The sequence below is a fragment of the Variovorax durovernensis genome (assembly GCF_977011995.1).
Map to the genome: position 1 here is coordinate 39,886 of NZ_CDRNCW010000001.1, position 19,249 is coordinate 59,134.

15 protein-coding genes are annotated in these 19,249 nt (G+C 69.0%); 7 read left to right on the forward strand and 8 right to left on the reverse strand.

Features of this window, described 5'->3' with window-relative positions; genetic code table 11:
• Positions 1-57 precede the first annotated feature (57 nt).
• Genes ACWV14_RS00165 through ACWV14_RS00175 form a run of 3 tightly spaced genes read left to right on the forward strand, consistent with a single transcriptional unit; the run spans position 58 to position 8,831 of the window.
• Positions 58-3,261, forward strand: coding sequence for an AAA family ATPase (locus ACWV14_RS00165; RefSeq protein ID WP_454901662.1), 3,204 nt, complete (start codon positions 58-60; stop codon positions 3,259-3,261).
• Positions 3,261-6,539 (forward strand): AAA family ATPase, encoded by a 3,279-nt coding sequence (locus tag ACWV14_RS00170; RefSeq protein ID WP_454901664.1) that lies wholly within the window; start codon positions 3,261-3,263, stop codon positions 6,537-6,539. The genes ACWV14_RS00165 and ACWV14_RS00170 overlap by 1 nt, the downstream gene beginning before the upstream one ends.
• A gap of 21 nt (positions 6,540-6,560) precedes the next feature.
• Positions 6,561-8,831, forward strand: a complete 2,271-nt coding sequence (locus ACWV14_RS00175; RefSeq protein ID WP_454901666.1) for an AAA family ATPase — start codon at positions 6,561-6,563, stop codon at positions 8,829-8,831.
• A gap of 3 nt (positions 8,832-8,834) precedes the next feature.
• Here the strand turns inward: ACWV14_RS00175 and ACWV14_RS00180 are convergent, their stop codons facing one another.
• Positions 8,835-9,503 (reverse strand): hypothetical protein, encoded by a 669-nt coding sequence (locus tag ACWV14_RS00180; RefSeq protein ID WP_454901668.1) that lies wholly within the window; start codon positions 9,501-9,503, stop codon positions 8,835-8,837.
• 287 nt (positions 9,504-9,790) lie between these two features.
• Here ACWV14_RS00180 and ACWV14_RS00185 point away from each other — a divergent pair, with 287 nt between their 5' ends.
• The 3 genes from ACWV14_RS00185 (at position 9,791) to ACWV14_RS00195 (ending at position 12,291) form a co-directional block, all read left to right on the forward strand.
• Positions 9,791-10,312, forward strand: a complete 522-nt coding sequence (locus ACWV14_RS00185) for a hypothetical protein (protein ID WP_454901670.1) — start codon at positions 9,791-9,793, stop codon at positions 10,310-10,312.
• Between the two features lie 112 nt (positions 10,313-10,424).
• Positions 10,425-10,910 carry a hypothetical protein gene (locus ACWV14_RS00190; protein WP_454901672.1) on the forward strand — a complete coding sequence of 162 codons (486 nt, stop codon included), beginning with the start codon at positions 10,425-10,427 and terminating at the stop codon, positions 10,908-10,910.
• A gap of 133 nt (positions 10,911-11,043) precedes the next feature.
• Positions 11,044-12,291 (forward strand): metallophosphoesterase, encoded by a 1,248-nt coding sequence (locus ACWV14_RS00195; protein ID WP_454901674.1) that lies wholly within the window; start codon positions 11,044-11,046, stop codon positions 12,289-12,291.
• Between the two features lie 10 nt (positions 12,292-12,301).
• On the opposite strand, the gene ACWV14_RS00200 is transcribed toward ACWV14_RS00195, so the two are convergent.
• The 4 genes from ACWV14_RS00200 to ACWV14_RS00215 all read right to left on the reverse strand — a co-directional run bounded on the left by ACWV14_RS00200 (position 12,302) and on the right by ACWV14_RS00215 (position 16,016).
• Positions 12,302-12,811, reverse strand: a complete 510-nt coding sequence (locus ACWV14_RS00200; RefSeq protein WP_454901676.1) for a polyhydroxyalkanoate granule-associated phasin — start codon at positions 12,809-12,811, stop codon at positions 12,302-12,304.
• Positions 12,812-12,957: 146 nt separating this feature from the next.
• Positions 12,958-13,941: a lysylphosphatidylglycerol synthase domain-containing protein gene (locus tag ACWV14_RS00205; RefSeq protein WP_454901678.1), complete on the reverse strand. Its 984-nt coding sequence runs from the start codon at positions 13,939-13,941 to the stop codon at positions 12,958-12,960.
• A gap of 19 nt (positions 13,942-13,960) precedes the next feature.
• A complete protein-coding gene (clsB, locus tag ACWV14_RS00210; protein WP_454901680.1) occupies positions 13,961-15,232 on the reverse strand; it encodes a cardiolipin synthase ClsB in 1,272 nt (423 codons plus the stop codon).
• A gap of 10 nt (positions 15,233-15,242) precedes the next feature.
• Positions 15,243-16,016 (reverse strand): endonuclease/exonuclease/phosphatase family protein, encoded by a 774-nt coding sequence (locus tag ACWV14_RS00215; RefSeq protein ID WP_454901681.1) that lies wholly within the window; start codon positions 16,014-16,016, stop codon positions 15,243-15,245.
• Positions 16,017-16,238: 222 nt separating this feature from the next.
• On the opposite strand from ACWV14_RS00215, the gene ACWV14_RS00220 reads away from it, so the two are divergent.
• Positions 16,239-16,670, forward strand: coding sequence for a serine/threonine protein kinase (locus ACWV14_RS00220; protein ID WP_454901683.1), 432 nt, complete (start codon positions 16,239-16,241; stop codon positions 16,668-16,670).
• Between the two features lie 106 nt (positions 16,671-16,776).
• Here the strand turns inward: ACWV14_RS00220 and ACWV14_RS00225 are convergent, their stop codons facing one another.
• From ACWV14_RS00225 to ACWV14_RS00235, 3 genes are all read right to left on the reverse strand, one after another.
• Positions 16,777-17,331, reverse strand: coding sequence for a Spy/CpxP family protein refolding chaperone (locus ACWV14_RS00225; RefSeq protein WP_454901685.1), 555 nt, complete (start codon positions 17,329-17,331; stop codon positions 16,777-16,779).
• 184 nt (positions 17,332-17,515) lie between these two features.
• Complete coding sequence (locus ACWV14_RS00230; protein WP_454901687.1) at positions 17,516-18,412, reverse strand: pirin family protein; 897 nt, start codon at positions 18,410-18,412, stop codon at positions 17,516-17,518.
• Between the two features lie 46 nt (positions 18,413-18,458).
• Positions 18,459-19,244 (reverse strand): GNAT family N-acetyltransferase, encoded by a 786-nt coding sequence (locus ACWV14_RS00235; protein WP_454901689.1) that lies wholly within the window; start codon positions 19,242-19,244, stop codon positions 18,459-18,461.
• Positions 19,245-19,249: the final 5 nt, after the last annotated feature.

The window sequence follows — 19,249 nt, forward strand, 5'->3', positions numbered from 1 at the left end:
CGCGCCCACAGGACTCCTCCCATTCCCTCCAGCCTCGCTTTCTTCGAACTGACCACCGTGGCCGGCGAGACCGTCGTCACTTCGCTGGCCTTTCCCGAGATGGCGTGGCTCGGCAGCAGCGCGCATGCGATGGCGCGGCGCATGACGCAGGCGGTGCAGTCGCACCTGATCGACAAGGGCCGCTACCTCGAGGCCGTGCAGATCAGCGATCCGCCGGCATTCGAGCGGCATGAGTTCGACGTCGACCTGCCGGGTGGCAGCGACCCGCTGCTGCACCCGCCGCGCCGCTGCCGCCATGTCGCGTTTCTATCCAGCGGCCCGGCGAACACCCCCTGCATCGGCTACGTCCCCGCGCTGGGCATCGTCGCGCTCGCCGAGGCGGAGCGTCTGCGCGAAGCCGTGAGCGAGGCCATCGTGCTCGAACACCGCCGCACCGGCCGGCAGACCGACGTGCGTCGCCAGGTGGCAGCCCAATGGTTCGAAAAGGTGGAGCTGGCGCAATTGCCGCTCGACCTCGTGTTCCACAGCGCCGAAGCCTTGCGCAAGCTGAAGGACGATCGCGCCAAGCCGCTGCTTCCCACGGTGGCCGACAAGATGAGCATCGGCTCGCGCACCGCCGTCGGGCTGGCTGAGCCGCTGACGGCGCTGCAGCGCGCGGCGGAAGGCCGGTTCGCGCGCAGCGTGCTGATCGTCGGCGCGGAAAGCAGCGGCAAGACGGCGTTGATCCATCAGTACGCACGCGAACGCCGCGACCGTGCCGCCGGTTCTCCGTGGGAAACCAGCGCGGCGCGGCTCATCCAGGGCCTGACGCGCGACGGTAGCTGGCAGCAGGCGCTGACCACGCTGTGCCGCGAACTGGCCGCGCGCGAAGTGGTGCTGTACGTCGGCCACCTGGCCGAGCTGTTCGAGGTCGGCCAGTACCAGGGCAACAGCGTCAGCCTGGGTGATGCCTTGCGCGAACCGCTGGCGCGCGGCCAGTTGATGCTGCTGGCCGAAGCCACGCCGGCCGAACTCTCGCAGATCGACCTGCGCAGCCCCGGCTTCTCGGCGCTGTTCCAGACGGTTCGCCTGCCCGAATTGCCCGAGGCCGAGCAGGAGCGCACGATGCTCGCCGCAGTGGCGGCGCTCGCGGCGGAACACCGTGTCGCGGTGTCGCCCGATGCGGTGTCCGAGCTGATCGCGCTGCAGCGCCGCTTCTCGCCGTATTCGGGCTTTCCGGGCAAGGGCATCCGCTTCTTCGAGGAACTGATCCTGCACGTGCGCGGCCAGCAGGGCGCGGTGATCGGGCGCGACGACGCGCTCGCCGCGTTCTGCGCCGAAACCGGCATGCCGCGCCGCATGCTCGACGCGCGGCTGCCGCTCTCGCTCGACGAAGTCGACGGCTTCTTCCGCAGCCGCCTGTTCGGCCAGCCCGAGGCACTGTCGGTCGTGACGAACCTGCTGGTGGCCACCAAGGCCGGCCTCGCGCGCGGTGGCAAGCCGATCGCGTCGATGCTGCTGATCGGCCCGACCGGCGTGGGCAAGACGGAGACGGCCAAGGCACTGGCCGAGTTCATGTTCGGCGACCCGCGCCGCATGATCCGCATCGACATGAGCGAATACGCCGACCCCGCCGCCGTGCTGCGCCTGCTCGGCGATCTCGGCGGCGACGAGGGCGTGCTGATCGGCGCGGTGCGGCGCCAACCGTTCTCCGTGGTGCTGTTCGACGAACTCGAAAAGGCCCACCCCAGTTTCTTCGACCTGCTGCTGCAGGTGCTCGGAGAAGGCCGCCTGACCGGCGGCGACGGCCTCACCGCCAACTTCTGCGGCAGCTTTGTGGTGATGACGTCGAACCTGGGCGCCGAGGCGATGCAGCGCATGCCGATGGGCCTGGGCGCGGTGCGCGGCGATCCGCGTGCCCACTTCGAGCAGGCGGTGCAGCAGGCCTTGCGCCCGGAGCTGTTCAATCGCATCGACCACATCGTGCCCTTCGCCACGTTGTCGGCCGCCGAGCGCGCACCGATCTTCGGGCGCGAGATGACGCTGCTGCGCAAGCGGGAAGGCCTGCTCGAACGCAGCGCCGAAATGACGCTGGACGACGGCGTTGCCGACCGTCTCGCCGCGCTGCCCGGTGACGAGCGCTACGGCGCCCGCGACGTGCAGCGCGTGCTGCGCCGGCAATTGCTGCTGCCGCTCGCGCATGCGCTGTCGCCGCATGCCTACGTCACGCCGCTGGCCGTGCGGATCGGCACAGGCGACGACGGCCAGGCGCTCGGTGTGCGGGTCGACCCGCTGCAGCGCCCGATCGACAACGCACCGCTGCTGACCGCCGAGGCATTGGCCGACGCGCGCCGCCATTGGCAACGCGTCACCGAAGGCCCGCTCTTCGTGAACCTGGTGAACCAGGTGTTCCGCCTCGACGACGAACGGCGCCGCTACGAAAAGAAGCGCAAGCGCGCGCCGCACCTGCCGCATTGGGACGGCACGCCGTCCGCCAGCCGCGCCCGCACGCTGAGCGCCGTGCAGCAAACGGCGCAGGGCTTGTTCGCCGAGATCACGGCGCTCGAGGGGCAAGCCCTGCTCGCGCTGGTCGGCGAGTCCGATGCGCCGCCGGACATCGCCGCGTGGCGCGCCCGCTTCACCGCGTTCAAGCAGCAGGCATTCCATGCGGTGCGGCCCGACAGCGGCGTCTGCACCGTGGGCCTCTACGCCGCGCCGGCATTGGCCACGATGCTGCATGACGCGTGGTGCGAACTCGCGGCGCTCGCCGGCTTCGAATTCCGCTCGCAGGAGGTGAGGCTCGGCGACGAGCCCCGCAAGCCCGCGCCGCCTGCCGACACCGAGGCACGCGATGAAAAGCGCGAGGAAAAAACCGATGACGAAGCACCGCCCAGCCCGTACCTGAAGTTTCCCTGGCCGCAGGCATCGAGCCGCAAGAGCCTGCTCGTGGGCTTCGAGGTCGAGCTCAAGGGCCCCGCGGTGTTCGACTACTTCCGCCAGGAAAGCGGCGTCTGGCGCATCTGGGTCGCAGATCGCAACAAGGCCGACGCCTGGGTCTCGGTGCGCAGCGGCACGCTCTCGGGCTTCGAGACGCCGCACAACGTGCACCGCCAGCATTTCTTCGACAGCCGGCCCGTGCATCGGTTTCTCAGGGAAGGCGTGCTGGCGTCGCAGCAGACCGACTGGAAAACCCCGTTCCCGGATGCGCCCGCCTGGAAGCACGCGCTCGACGCCCAGTTAGACGTGCTGATGGACCGCATGCTGCTCGGGGAGGACGACTGATGAGCGGACGCGGCAGCCTGCGCATTCCGGTTTTCGTCACGCATCGCAAGGAAGCGGGCTACCGGCTGCGCTGCCTGTTCCTGCCGGAAATCGATGCGACGGCCATGCGCTACGAAGCAGCGCTGAACAAGCTGCGCCAGGCCGTGGTGCATCACTTCCGTGGCACGCGCAGCACGCGCGCCACGCTCGATGAGCGCCTGTGGCTCGGCTTCGCACCCGAACTGCGCTTCGAGCTCGTGCCGCTGGGCTTCGACAGCGGGCGCCGCTGGGTCGAAGGCGCGTTCGCCGCGGCCCACTTCACGGTCGGCGGACGCCGCTACGCCTGCCTGCCGCAGCTCGATGGCACCGTTGCCGACCTCGGCGAATCGCACCTCGACAAGGCCCAGCGCACCGAGCGGCTGGTGGCCAGCATCCAGGCCTGGTTCCGCGAGCAGCGCAAGGAGCGGGGCGACGCCTTCGACCCGCAGCGCTACCTGGCTGCGCCCAATGACGAGCTCGGCGAGCTCGAAATCTCGATGCATCTGGCGCAGGGGCGTTTTCCGTTCGAGAGCGAGCACGACCTGCGCGCCGCGCTGCGCGACGACGGCATCGGCGACGGACCGACAGAGATGGCACGCGCCGCCATCGACCTGAACGATCTCTACCCGGACGAACTGACCCAGGCGATCCTGCGCGACGACGCGATCGAGGAACTGGGCCGCGCGATCTACCGGCCCGACGGCGGCGCCGGAGCCATCGTGCTCGTGGGTCCGCGCGGCGCCGGCAAGACGGCGCTGGTGCACGGTGCGCTGCGGCAATTCATGGCCTCCGAGACGGGCCGCGACCGCGCGAAGCTGCAGAAGATCTGGCATCTCGACCCGATGCGCGTGATCTCCGGCATGAGCGTGATCGGCCAATGGCAACGCCGCATGGCCGTGCTGCTGCAGCACCTGCAGTTCCGCCTGCGCGACGATTTCCGCATTGCCAAGCCCGACCATCTGTACTGCGACAACCTCGTCGCGCTGCTGGCGATCGGCAAGAGTTCGCAGAACACATTGACGCTGGCCGACGTGCTGCGCCCGCTGCTCGAGAAACGCGCCTTCACCATGATCGGCGAAGCCACGCCCGAGGCCTGGCAGAAGGTGCAGCAGCGCGACCGCCGTTTCTCCGACCTGTTCCGCGTGATCCGCGTCGAGCCGCCATCGCGCGAGACTGCCATCCGCATCGTCGGCTGGCGCCGCGCCGAGCTGGAGCGCCAGCACGAGTGCCGCATCGCCGCCGGCGCGGTGGCCGAGCTGCTGAAGATGGAGCGCCGCTTCGCCGCCGACGAGGTGCTGCCGGGCTCCGCGATCCGCGTGCTCGAACGGCTTGCCGTGCGCCACGCGCGCGCAGAGGTCGGCCGCGCCGAAGTGCTGGCCGCGTACACCGCGGCGTACCACTTCCGCGAGAAGCTGTTCTCCCGCCAGATCGGCCTGGCACCGGCGGAAGCCGCGGCGCATTTCGCGGCACGGCTGATCGGCCAGCCCGAGGCGCGCGCGCAGTTGGTCGATGTGGTCGCGCTGGTCAAGTCCGGCCTCGCGGCGCCGGGCAAGCCGCTGTCGTCGCTGCTCTTCATCGGACCGACCGGCGTAGGCAAGAGCGAGGCGGCGAAGCTGCTCGCCGACTTCCTGTTCGAGGACGAAGGCGGCCTGGTGCGCTTCGACATGAATGAATACGTCGACGGCGACGCGACCGGCCGCCTGATCGGCGACGCCTACCGTCCCGACGGCCAGCTCACCGCCGCCGTGCGCCAGCGCCGCGCCTGCGTGCTGCTGCTCGACGAGATCGAGAAAGCCCATCCGTCCGTGCACGACCTGCTGCTGCAGGTGCTCGGCGAAGGCCGGCTGACCGATGCGCTGGGCCGCACCACCGACTTCTCGCAATGCGTGGTCGTGCTCACCTCGAACCTCGGCGCCAGCGCGGCGAGCCGCCACACCGGCTTCGTGCGGCAGCAGGCCGACGTGGCGCACACCTACCGCGAGGCGGTCGAGCGCTTCTTCCGGCCCGAATTCCTGAACCGCATCGACCAGGTCGTCGGCTTCACGCCGCTGGGTGCGGACGACATTGCCGCCATCGCCCGGCTGCAGCTGGAGCGCGTGCTGGCGCGCGACGGCTTCGTGCGCAGGCTGACCTTCCTGAATGTGTCGGCGCAGGCCCTGGACCACCTGGCGCGGCTCGGACACGACGAGACGCTGGGCGCACGGGCGCTGAAGCGCGGCATCGAGCGCGCACTGACCCAGCCCATCGCGCAGCGCCTGGCGGCTTCGCACAGCGGCCAGCCGATGCTGCTGGACGTGGCCTTCGGCGAGGGCGGCCTGACGACCCGCGCTACCGTGCTCGACTACGCCACGCGGCGCACAGTGCCGCTGCCGGAGGACGCCGGCTCGGCCGCCGGTTACCAGGCGCTGGCAGCCGTCGCCGACGCGCTGCACGAACGCCTGCGCGCGCAGCTCGATGCAGCGCCGGCAGAGCCCGAAGCGCTGGCGTTGCGTGTGCTGCAAGTGCGGCTGGATCCGCTGCGCGAGGTGCTGGCACGCCGCAGCTGGGATCTTTCGGAGCGCCGCGTCGCGCCGGGACGCACCGTCAGGCAAAGCCTGCCGCGGCCCCGCGAATGGCGCCAGACGGGTCACCAACAGGTGTTCGACGAGTTGATGGCGCAGCAGGACATCCGGGAGTTCTTCGAGCAGCTGTTTGCCGGCGCGTCGCCGGTGCGCGGCATGGACACCGAACTCGTGCGCTGGCAGCTCGAGATCGACCAGTTGGCCAGCCGTGCCGACAGCCTCGGCCGGCATGGCATCGAACGCGTGGCGGTGGAAATCATGCCGCTGCAGAGCGGTGCCGGCGAGGCCGCGGTGAAAACGGCATGGGCCGACTACGCAACGCTGATCGCGCAACTCGATCTGCACGAACTGCCGTCGCCACGCGCCGGCGTGCGCTGCTTCGAAGGCATCGGCCTGCGCGACGCGTTCGGCGGGGAATGCGGCATTCACCTCTGGTACGTCGGCGACGACCGGCCGTTGCCGCTGGCAGTGCGGTTGCTCTCCGCAGAGCAGGCCGCGCCCGATGCGGCGCCGGCACCGCTGCCCACAGAAATCGTGCGCATCCGCCTCGAGCCCGCGCGGTCAGGCGACCACCGGCGCCTGACCGACCTGCGCTCCGGCCGCGTGCGCAAGTTCAGCGGCCCGCTCACAGAAGAAGACTGGCGCCTGCTGCTGTGGGACGGCCGTGCCGCGGCCCGCACATCCGCAGCGCAGGACTGAAAGAAAAAGACCCGCACCCGCATGGCCACGCTTTCGTACCCCCTGGTGTGCTGGCAGCTCGACGACACGTCCGTCTGCGGCATCCTGCTCGGCACCGACTTCCAGGTGATCGAGCGCAATGCCCGCCGCGTGAAGGCCGCGCTGGCCGAGACCCTGCAGCGTGAACGCGAGCGCGACGGCTACGTGCCCGAGCCGGACATCGACAACGCGCGGCTCAAGCTCGTGCATGTGCCGGTGAACCTTGCGCACCGCACACGGAAGGGCAGCTTCCCGGTGCCCCGGGCAACGGACTTCCACGTGGCCGCCGTGTTCGGCGAGAACGAGGAAGACGGCTACGCCAAGTGCTACCTGCCCTGGCTCGACCAGAGCTTCTACTACTACGACGACGCGCAGCTGCCGGTGCTGATCGAGCACTACACACGCGAATGCCTCGACGGACTCTCGCCCGAGGCCGCGCAGCGCTTCCTGATGCCCGCCGCGCCGTGGCTCGACCAGATCGACGTGCGGCGCGACGACAAGACCACGAACAGGCAGCATGTGCCGCGCCACCTGCGCGAGGCTTACGCGCAACTCGATGCCGTGGCCGATCGCCTGCCCGAGACCGGCGCGCGCCGCGGCCTGCATGTGTTTCCCGAAGTGGCCTGGGAGCAGGGCGCCCTGAGCGACGAGATGGCGGAGCGGCTCGCGCGCGGCGGCAACCTGCTGCTGGTCGGCGAGCCCGGCGTGGGCAAGAGCGTGGTGATCCTCGAGGCGATCCGCAAGGCGCATCGCCTCACGGCCGCGCGCGACGCACCGCCGACCTTCTGGCGCAGCCATGCCGAGCGGCTCGTCGGCCGCGCGAAGTACCTCGGCGAATGGCAGGCGCTGTGCGACCAGACGGTGGAGTGGCTGGACATGTCGAACGGCCTGCTGTGGGTCACGGACTTCGTGAACCTGCTGCAGATCGGCGGCGAGAGCCCCGAGGAATCGATGGCCGCCTACCTGCTGCCGGCGCTGCGCCGCGGCACGCTGCGGCTGGTCGGCGAAGCCAACCCCAGCGAACTCGAGATTGCGCGCCAGCGGCTGCCCGGATTCATCGACTGCTTCGAAACCCTGCGCCTGCCCGAGATGGACAGCGTGCGCGCGCGCCGCGTGCTCGACCTGTTCGCTGGCCATGCCAGGAACACGCTGTCGATCGAGATCGAGCGGCCGGCGCTGGACACCGGCTACCGGCTGCTCGGCCGCTATGTGCGCTACGACAGCTTTCCGGGCAAGGCGGTGCGCTTCTTCGGCGATTGCGTGCGCGAAGCCATCGCCGGGCAAACGAGCATCGTGACCGAGACTGCCGCCATCGCACACTTCGCAAAGAGCACCGGCCTGCCCGAGAGCTTCCTGCGCGACGACCAGCCGCTGGACGACACGCAGGTGCACGGCTTCTTCGCACAGAAGCTGTTCGGCCAGGACGCGGCCATCGGCCACCTGAAAGACGTGGTCTATCTCTTCAAGGCCGGGCTGAACGACCCCGCCAAGCCCATCGCCACCCTGCTGTTCGCCGGGCCCACGGGCGTCGGCAAGACCGCGGCGGCCAAGGCGCTGGCGCGCTACTTCTTCGGTGCCGGCGGCGGCGCGGACCCGCTGTTCCGCATCGACATGAGCGAGTTCCAGCACGCCTTCCAGATCGCGCGCCTGATCGGCTCGGGCAAGCGGCCGGGGAAGCTGGTGGAGCACGTGCGGCGGCAGCCGTTCTCGGTCGTGCTGCTCGACGAGATCGAGAAAGCCGATGCCTCGGTGTTCGACCTGCTGCTGACGGTGTTCGACGAAGGCCGCCTGCGCGACAGCCGCGGACGCATGACCGACTTTCGCAGCACCGTGATCGTGATGACAACCAACCTGGGCGTGCGCCACGGCGCGTCGCTGGGGTTCGGCGAGCCGGCGCCGAGCGACGGCGCGGTGCACGACATACGGCAGTTCTTCCGGCCGGAGTTCTTCAACCGCATCGACCGCGTCGTGCCTTTCGCGCCGCTGTCGCGCACGGCCATCGAGGCCATCGCGGTGCAGGAGCTGCAGGCGATAGCGCAGCGCGAAGGGCTGGCGCGCCGCGGCGTGCGCCTGAACTTCTCGCCCGAGGTCGTGGCATTCGTCGCGGACAAGGGATTCAGCCCGAAGTACGGCGCGCGGCCTTTGCAGCGCGCCGTCGAGCAGCATGTGGTGGCCGCGGTCGCGCGGGCGATGTTCGGGACGGTCGCGGACGGGGCTTGCCTGGAGGTGGGGCTGGTGGACGGGGTCGTCGTGGCAAGACCGCTGCCCGGCTGAAACTCAGCGCTGCTGAGGACACCCCAGCCTGAACTGCCGGTCCCGCGTGCGCTTGCGCTCGTCTCGCAGCCAATCCTGCGAATACGCGCCTTGCGGCTGCCGCCCGATCGCATCGATCCAGTTGATGTGTTCGGCAAGGCCGCTGCATTCGGCCATTTCGTTCGCCACGTTCTGCGCGACTTGCCTTTCGTACTGATGCTGTTTCGCGGCGACGGCCGCGTTGTCGCGGATCGAAGCCTCGCGCGCTTCCGGGCTCATGCCGTCGGCGATGTTCACGTCGCGCCGCAGGCGGACCGTCGTGGCGCGCGAGCCTTCGGGACACGGGCCGTCGGAGTAGGCGGCCTTGCCTGACGGGGTCAGGCACTTGGTCACCTCGAAGCTGTCGGGGCCGGTCGCGCCAGGGGAGGCCACGGGCGGGGAGGGCGCGGGCCGGACCTCCTGCGCGGGCGGCGCGATGCTGGGCGGTGCCGCCATCGGCCCGGCGGATTGCTTCGGCGCCCGTTGCTGCGCCAGCAGCCACTCCGCGCCCATATAGAACAGATACACCGCCAGCACGGCCAGCGCCAGCCACAGCGCCCAATGACGCTCCGGCTTCGGTCGCAGGCCCTGCTCCCATGCGGTCATCGCCTCGCGGCGTTCGCGCATCGGGTCGTAGTCGTCGTCGGGCTTCATGGGACCGCAGTATCTCCGGCCTCGACGCACCGCCGTAGACCTGCGCCATGCACCCTGGCGGACTCCGGCGGCAAGGCCTCCCGGAAACGGCCGCATCAGGGTTTGCGTGAGGTCTGTCAGCAAATGTGGCTTACATGGCCGTCACACGGGCGTCACCAGCTATGAAAACAATAGCATTCACATTCAATCCGAGGATCGTTCCTCGTAAACGCTATATCTAGCCCGACTCTTGCTAAGCAAAATCCTCGTCGGATTTCACGTCACGCAAGATCGAGGACCACACAGCAATGAACCCTACGCGTCTCCGCCGGCCACTGGCCGCGCTGGTTTTGGGCGGCACAGCAGCATTCCTCGGGGCCTTCACTTCGGCCCATGCGTTCTCGAACCCACCCATCCAGGTGGCGCAGGGCATCGAATACATGAGCGGCGGCGCCGCCCGGGATGAGGCGGCCTTCATGGAAATGGTGTCGCCCCGCTGGGCCGCGACCATCGCGTTCGGCGTGAGCGACGGCAAGGGTGCGCAGCAGCCCGGCTTCCCTGCCAAGGCACATGTCGAAGTGCGCCAGAAGTACACCGGCCAGGCAGTGATGACCGTGGATTCCCAGGCGCCGTACATGCTCGCGCGCCTGAATCCCGGCGCCTATGACGTGAACGTGACGCTGGGCGGCCTGACGCTGACTCAGTCGCTGGTGGTGATTGCCGGCGTGCCGGCGCGTGCGTCGTTCGTGTGGCCGTCGAACTTCGACATGGCCTCGGTCGCGCCGCCGCTGCCGCAGGCGCTGGCGCAGACCGCCTCGGCGACCCGCTGAGAAAAGATGCGCGCCGCATGACGGCGCGCGCTTCGGTCAGCCTTTCCTAAGCCGCGCCCCGCACAGTGGCGCTGTGGTTTCTCGCCACTACGAACAGGAAAGGATCCAGACCATGACCTCCCGCTTTTCATCGCGCATGCGGCCCGTGGCGGCCGCGATGCTGTGCGGCGCCGTTCTGCTCGGCGCGTTCTCGTCGGCGCAGGCCGCGGTGAACCCGCCGATCTACATGACGCACGGCGTCGAGTACATGAGCGGCGGCATCGGCAGTGACGAAGCACAGTTGATGGAAACGGTGCTGCCGCGCTGGCCCGCCAGTTTCGAGTTCGCGATCAAGGACCACAAGGGCGCCGAGTTCGCCGCCAACGTGCACGTTACCGTGCGCGACAGCAGCGGCGTGGCCCTGCTGGACGACGTGGTGTCGGGCGGCCCGTTCATGGTGGCCCGGCTCGACCCGGGCAGCTACGAAGTCGAGGCCCGCATCGGCAGCCAGGTCCTGAAGCAGCAGCTGCGCGTGCCGCAGGGTGCGTCCGCCAAGGCCACCTTCGTCTGGCCGGCGGGCACCGACATGGCTTCGGCCGGCACGCGCACGGTGCAATAACGGGTGAAAACGGGCGCCGGCACCGCATGTCGCCGGCGCAGGTTTTCTGGCTCCGGTTGGGCCATAACGCCCGCTATCCGGGCGCCTATCGCTATAGAAAAAATAGCGTTTGCGGCGCCCTTGGGCGTCTTGAATGCGCGGCATGCGCCTTGCAGATGGTGTATCCCGGGCAATGCCCGACCCCATTGCCCCGATGCCGATCCGTCCCCTGAGCGCGCTGACCGCGCTGCTCCATGCCTACATTGCGCTGCGCCTGCTGCCCGCGCTCGCCGTGCTCACGCCCGCATGGCCGCTGGCGCTGCTTGCGCTGGTGGTCTCGGCGGTCACGATTCCGCTGCCTTTCCTGTCGCGCCGCATCGAGCGCAACGCGTCGATGGGCGAGGCGATCAAGTGGGTCGGGCTGATCAGCATGGGCTGGTTCTCCTCGATGTTCGTGTTGACGCTGGTGCGCGACGCGGGCCTGCTGCTCACGTGGCTGGCCGGCGCATTGGGCGGCGTGCAGGTGCAATGGAACTCGCTGCGCCCATGGACCGCGCTGGCGGTGCTGGCCGTGGCCACGGCCACGTCGGCGGTCGGTTTTCTCAATGCGCGGCGCACGGCCAGCGTGAAGCGGGTCGACGTGCCGATCCGCGGGCTGCCGCAGGCGCTCGAGGGCTTCACGATCGCGCAGCTCAGCGACATCCATGTCGGGCCGACGATCAAGAGCGGGTACATCCAGCGCATCGTCGACGCGGTGAACCGGCTGGGCGCCGACACCATCGCCATCACAGGCGACCTGGTGGACGGCAGCGTGCCGGAACTGCGCGAGCACATCGCGCCGCTGGCCGGGCTGCGTGCGCGGCACGGCACTTTCGTGGTCACGGGCAACCACGAGTACTACGCGGGCGCGCATGCCTGGATCGCCGAGCTGCGCCGCCTGGGCCTGAAGGTGCTGCTGAACGAGCATGTGGTGCTGCAGACGCGCAATGTGCGCGGCGCCCAGACAGATGAAGAGCTGTTCGAAAGCGCGCTGGTGCTGGCGGGAGTGACCGACTTCACCGCCGGGCATTTCGACGCGGCCCATGCCAGCGATCCGCACCTGGCGCTGCACGACGCGCCGCCGCTGGTCCACACCCGTGTGCTGCTGGCGCACCAGCCGCGCAGTGCGCCGCTGGCGGCCGCGGCCGGCTACCAGCTGCAGCTGTCGGGCCACACGCACGGCGGCCAGTTCTTTCCGTGGAATTTTTTCGTGCCGATGCAGCAGCCTTTTACGGCGGGCCTGCACCGCCTGCACGACATGTGGGTCTATGTGAGCCGGGGCACCGGCTACTGGGGCCCGCCGAAGCGCTTTGGCGCGCCCTCCGAGATCACGCTGCTGACGCTGGTGCCTGCGGCCGCCTGAGCGGCTTCGATCAATCGGGGCTGGATTCGAGCTCGGCCAGGCGCCGGGCATTCGACGTGGCGGCTGCGTGGATCGGCTCCAGGCCTTCGCGTGCGATGTGCACCGCCATGCCGGACAGCTGACTCGCCGCGCTCACCGTGCCGGCGGCCGACTGCACCAGCGCATCGCCGTGCGCCGCCGCCTGTGCCGGCGTGACGCTGCCGGCCAGCGAGAAGAACGCCGTGGTGCTCTGCACCCACTGCTGCAGCACGCGGTTGGCCAGCGAGAGATGGCTGCTGTGCCACTGCTTCACCATCGCGATGCCAGACTCGCTCGCGGCGGCGAGCTTTTCATGGCCCATGAGCTGGAATTCCGCGAGATCGGCCGCGCTGGGCGCAAGCCCCGCCTTGGCGATGCGTTCGGTACGCATGCGGATCACGGAGCCGGAGGACAGCAGCATCTCGTTGGTCTTGAACGCCAGGTCGAACCACTGCATGAGCGGATGAACCAGACCGGGAGCGGAGGTGAGAGACGACGACATGGTGGGGTGTGCGCGAGAGGACGCTTGGAGGAGGTCAGGCCACTATAGGCCTCACGGGCTGAAATTGCTGCAGTGCAACAAATACAGATCGGTAATTTTTGTCGATCAATTCCCACTTTTCGATGTGCAAATTGAGCACACGGTTGTCATATTCCGTTTCCAGGGGGCTCCGTCTTGCGCGACATCGCGCGCAGCCGCCTGGCACGCACCTCCGTGGCCAGGTAAGCCAGCGTCGCCACCGTCAGCGGCAGCAGGTAATACAGGCCTCGGTAGGCCAGCAATGCGCCGAGCAACGTGGCCTCCGGCACCTGGTGCGCCAGCAGCGCCACGAACACCGCCTCGAGCACGCCGAGCCCCGCCGGCACATGCGTGACCACGCCGGCCACCGCCGCCACCAGCAGCACCGCCAGCACATGCGGATAGCCGACCGCGCCCTGCAGCAGGAACCAGATCACGCCGCCGATCAGCGACCAGTTGGCGCACGACATCGCCAGCTGCAGCAGCGCCATCGCGAGCCCCGGCGTCCTGAACGCATGCCCGCGCACGCGCCACACACGCCCCTTGGCAAAGGCGCAGAGCAGCACGTAGGCCAGCGCCAGCATCAGCAGCACCGCGCCGAGCATGCGCAGCCCGTCGTTGCCGATCTTCCAGCCGGGCGGCAACGCCAGTGGCCAGAAGCAGAAGGCCACGCCGGCCACCAGCAGGTAGCCGATCCAGTTGGTCAGCATACTGAAGCCCAGCACGCGCGTGATGGTCTCGTTGCCCAGCCCCAGCCTCGAATAGAGCCGGTAGCGGAACGCCACGCCGCCCACCAGCGAGCCCAGGTTGAGATTGAAGGCGTAGCTGATGAAGGTCACGCCCATTACAGTGCCGGTGCCGAGCCGATGCCGCGTGAGGTGCCGGCCCAGCAGGTCATAGGTGCTGTAGAGCAGGAAGCTGCAGGCCGCCAGCGCGCCGGCCGCGAGCAGCGTGGCGGCGGGCAGCGCGCGGATCGCGTCGAGCACGTCGTCCCAGTCGATGGTGCGCGCCTGCTTCACCAGCAGCCATGCGATCAGCGCGAAGAAGCCCCACGCCGCGGCGCGGCGGACCCAGGGCCACCAGGACTGGCGGGACAGGGCCAAGGTGCTCATGTGCGTATCGGGCCGCGGCTCAGGCGGCTTCCGTCTGCGTCGCGCCGCCGGTCGGCTGGCTGGTGCCGGTGTCGCGGCGGCTGGCGAGTTCGATGGCCTCGGCCGGCGTCAGGCGCGGCACGTGGCGCGGCAGCCGGCCCAGCAGCGCCGGATACCAGCGCAGGATGTGGAAGACGAAAAAGCTGCGCACCAGCCGCCAGCCGCTCCATTCGCTTGCGAGGTCGGCAGTGTCGATCTTCTTGCAGCTGTGCTGCATGAGATGGTCCAGCCGTTCCCACAGCACGCCGTTGAAGGCCTGGTCGCGCACGATCACGTTCGATTCGAGGTTGAGCGACAGGCTCAGCGGGTCGAGGTTGCTCGAGCCCACGGTGCTCCACTTGTCGTCCATCAGCGCGACCTTGCCGTGCAGCGGGCGGTCGCAATACTCGTAGATGCGCACGCCCGCATGCAGAAGGTGGTGGTACAGCATGCTCGCGGCGGTCTTGACGATCGGCATGTCGGGCTCGCCCTGCAAGATCAGCCGCACGTCAACGCCGCGCCGCGCAGCGCGCCGCAGCTCCTTGATGAGCCGGTAGCCCGGAAAGAAATACGCGTTGGCGATCACGATGCGCTCGCGCGCCGCGCGGATGGCGGCGCGGTACTGCTGCTCGATGTCGTTGGTGTGGCGGCGGTTGTCGCGCGTGACGAACATCGCGTCGGCCTCGCCGGCCCGCGCGTGCGCAGCAGCAGCCGGCGCCTGCCGCAGCCGGCGGCGGAACCAGCCCGCGCCCTTTCCGCCGAGCGCGATGGCGCGCAGCACGAACTGGTGGATCTCCGCCACGATCGGCCCGTGCAGCTCGACCGCGTAGTCCTGCTTGGCCTTGGGGCCGAAATCGAGCAGGTGGTCCGCCGAGTAGTTGATGCCGCCGACAAAGGCCCGCTCGCCGTCGATCACCACGATCTTGCGGTGCATGCGGCGGAACACGTTGAGCCGCTTGCCGAGGAAACGCTGTCCGGGGTCGAACACGCGCACCTTCACGCCTGCCGACGTGAGGCCTTCGATGAACTCGCGCGTCAGGTCGGGCGAGCCGAAGCCGTCGATCATCAGGTCGACCTTCACGCCGCGCAGCGCGGCCTCGCGCATGGCGGCATGCAGCTGCAGGCCGACCTTGTCCTCGAACAGGATGAAGGTCTCGACGATGGCTTCGCGCTTCGCCAGCCGGATGGCCTCGAACACGCGCGGAAAGAATTCCTCGCCGTTCTCGAGCAGCTCCACGCGGTTGCCGCCGGTCCAATGGTTGTTGTTGTTCATGGAGTAGTGCTCAAAGGTCGATGTCCGCCACCAGCGGGGCATGGTCCGACAGGTGCGACCAGGGCCGGCGCGGCAGCACCACGGGCGCATGCACGCCGGCGTTGCGCACGTAGATGCGGTCCAGCGGCAGTATCGGAAAACGCGCCGGAAAGGTCCGCGCCGCGCGGCCGTGGGCATGCACGAACACCTCGCGCAGCGAAGCGCCTTTTTCGAGCACGGCGTGGGCGCGGCCGCGCCAGTCGTTGAAGTCGCCGGCCACGATCAGCGGCGCGTCGGCAGGCACCTCGTCGCGCACGATGTGGCAAAGCAGCTCGAGCTGCTGCTGGCGGTGCGCCTCGGCCAGGCCGAGATGCGCGCAGATCACGTGCACGTCGACCACGCGGGCCGGCAGGCGCAGCACGCAATGCAGCAGGCCGCGCTTCTCGGGACCGCTCACCGACACGTCGTGGTTGCGGAAATGCACGATGGGAAATTTAGAGAGCACCGCGTTGCCGTGGTGCCCCTTGGGATACACCGCGTTGCGCCCGTAGGCGAACTGCGGCCACATGCTGTCGGCGAGGAATTCGTAGTGCGGGGCCTCGGGCCAGTTGCTCACCTTGCGCGAGTGGCGCGAATGCGTGCCCAGCACTTCCTGCAGGAACACCACGTCCGCGCCCACGGTGCGAACCGCGTCGCGCAGCTCGGGCAGGATGAACTTGCGGTTGAGCGCCGTGAAGCCCTTGTGGGTGTTCACGGTCATGACCTTCAGCGAGGCAGGCGCGGATTCGGTGGGAGAAGAAGACATCGTTGACCGGGTTGTACGTTGCCCCGCGCGCGCCGACTGTAGGAACGCGCCACCTTCTTCCGACCCCTTCGCGCGTGGGCGGCGGGCTCCTACAGCCACGCCTGCCACACCCCCACAAGGCACCAATCTGGTGGCTCCTACGGTGGGTTCCAGGGCTTGAGGCAACGGCCCTTCGTTTCATCCACCGATACAGAGACAGACAAACCACAAGGAGCACACACCATGAAGCAAGCCACCATCTTCCACGCCACCGTTCTCGCAGCCCTGCTGGGCGCCGCCAGCATGGCCCAGGCGCAGGCCACGTCCATTCCCGCGCAGCCCGATCCCTCGGTGGGCGGCGAGGCCAGCACCATGACGCCGGCAGGCGTCGCCAATCCGCCGCAGCGGCCGGACAACTCAATGCCCGCCTCGCGCGAATCGGTGAAGGCCGAAGCCCGCGTGCAGAACCGCAACAACGCCAACAGCATGGTGCCCAAGGGCGAGGCGACCACCACGGTCAACCACCAGCCCAACGCCATGCCGCAGCCGACCGGCGAGATGTCGCGCGCCGAGGTCAGCCAGACCGGCCGCAAGGTCAAGCCGCAGTTCGGCCAGAAGGGCGAGCGCCCGGATGTCGTGACCAATCCGACGGACAAGACCGGCACGCCCAAGTAACCCAGGTAATGGCCGCCTTCGGGCCAGTGCAATGAAAAAGCCCGCAGCGCTTTCGCGCCGCGGGCTTTTTGTCGATGGCGCCGGCAACGGCGCCATGAAGCCGGGATCAGCCCTTGGCGGGCGCCTGGCCGCGTTGGCCGTCAGGGCCGCCGTGGTGCCCGCGATGACCGCCGAAGTGCGCGGTCTCGGTGTCGAAGGTCTTCTGCTGCTCAGGCGAGAGCGTGGCGTAGAAGCTCTTCGTGGCGTCGGCACGCTTGGCGAACATCGCGCTGCGTTCGGCCTGGCGGGCCTGCATGCGCTCCAGGCGCTGCGGCGTGGTCAGCTTGGCGAACTCGGCGCGGTCCATGTGCGGACGCGGGCCGGCGGGCGGCTGCGTCGCGGTGGTGAACGCGCTCCATGCGCCTTCCTGGGCCGAGCTCAGCTTGAGCTTTTCCTTCAGGGCAGCGAGGCGCTTGGCACGGTGCTCCTGCATGCGCTCCATGCGCTGTGCGGGGTCCATGCGCTTGTGCTGCGCCTTGGGCGCTGCAGCGGTGTCGGCCTGGGCCACCGCGGCGCTGGGTGCGGTGGGAGCGGCTGGCGCTTGAGCGAAGGCGCCCGAAGAGGCGAGGGCTGCCGAACCCAGCAGGCTGGCCCAGACGATGCGTTGGCGAAGAGAAATCATGAGAAGTGCTTCCTTTCAAGAAGCCCGCCACCGATGGGCAGCAGGTGAGAAGAAGTGTGGAAGACCTCTGTATCGCGACCGTTAGTCCAGCGTGAGCTTGCGTAAAGAATGGTGAACCCGGCCCGTAGAGCACCCGCGCCGGATGCCGTCTTTCGGTAGGTGGGCGACTACAGCCCGGCGCCGGTCAGCCGAGCTTGCCGTTCTGGAAGTCGTGCACCGCCTGCTTGATCTGCTCCTGCGTATTCATCACGAAGGGGCCGTACTGTGCGATGGGCTCGTGCAGCGGCTTCCCTGCAATCAGCAAGGCGCGCGCGGGGCTGTGGTTGGTCGCGCCCGCGCGCAGCACCACGCCGTCGCTGCCCGCGTCGTTCGCAAGGATGGCCATGCGGCGCGTCGGTATCTCGCTACCGGCGATCCACAGCGATTCGCGGAACACGTAGACCAGCGCGTTGTGATCGTCCGGCAGCGGCTGCGCGAATTCGGCGCCGGGCGGCAGCGTGATGTCGAGGTACAGCGGCTCGGTGTGCTCGCGGCGCACCGCGCCTTCGATGCCGTGGCTCGCACCGGCGATCACGCGCACATGTGCGCCGCCGACGGTGGTGAATTCGGGAATCTCTTCATTCTGGATGTCGCGATACCAAGGCTCGCGCATCTTGTCCTTGGCGGGCAGGTTGAGCCACAGCTGGAAGCCTTCCATCAGGCCTTCTTCCTGCTCCGGCAGTTCGCTGTGCACGAGGCCGCGGCCGGCGGTCATCCATTGCACGCCGCCGTTCTCGAGCAGGCCTTCGTGGCCGGCGCTGTCGCGATGGCGCATGCGGCCCGCGATCATGTACGTCACGGTCTCGAAGCCGCGGTGCGGATGGTTGGGAAAGCCGCCGATGTAGTCGCCCGGGTTGTCGCTGCCGAAGGCGTCGAGCATGAGGTAGGGGTCGAGCCGCTTCTGCAGCGGCTGCTGCAGCACGCGGGTGAGCTTCACGCCGTCGCCATCGCTGGTGGAAACACCGGCCACGATGTGGTCGATGCCGCGCGGCGTGGCGACGGGATCGGTGGGGTGGTTGGCGTGGTGGTTGGCGTTCTTCATGCGTCCATGGTGGCACTAACCGGCCCGTGGCGCCACCCGTGCGCTGTCAGCCGGCGGCTTGAAATCCGGCGCGCGGATCGTGGCCACGCCAGTAGCGGTACTGCCAGCGGGTTTCGAAACCCGCGCGCCTGTACAGCGCCAGCGCCGGCGGGTTCGCCGCATCGACCTGCAGGAACACCCGCTCGAAGCCGCGCGACATGGCCGCCTGCGCCAGGCCGGCCAGAACGCGCGCCGCGAGTCCCCGGCCGCGCTGCGCCTGGTCGGTGCGCATGCCGTGCACGCTGCACCAGCCGTGGCCGAACGCCATTGCGCCGGCGGCCAGGGTGCGGCCGCCTTCGCGCACGCTGGCAAACAGCGTGCCCTTGGCGCGCGAGAGGGTGCGCACGCGATGCGCTCCATCCACCGGATCGAAGCCTTCGCCGAGGAACAGCGCCGCCCAGGCGTCGTCGGGTGTCGTGTCGACGTCGGCCGGCGCACCGCGGCCCTCGGCCACCTGCAGCATCCGCGGGATCGAGCCGAGCTGCACCAGCGTCGGGTTGTCGCTGGCGTAGTGGCGCCGCTCCAGTTCGGCGCGCAAGCCGTCGAAACAATCCGCGTCGGCCAGGCGCAGCAGCGGCACGGCCTGTCGGTTGTCAAAGCGGTCTTCTATGCGGTCGAGGGTGGCTGCATCGACCACGCCCCGGTGCAAGGGCACGGCGGACTTGGCGCGATTGACCGTGCCCTCGGCAAAGGGCAGCAGCCAGCCGTCGAGTTCTTCGGTCAGGTCGGGCGCCACCGCCGAGACTGTGGCGCGCTCGATGGCTTCGATGTCGGCTTCTGAAATCGGATTCATGAGGT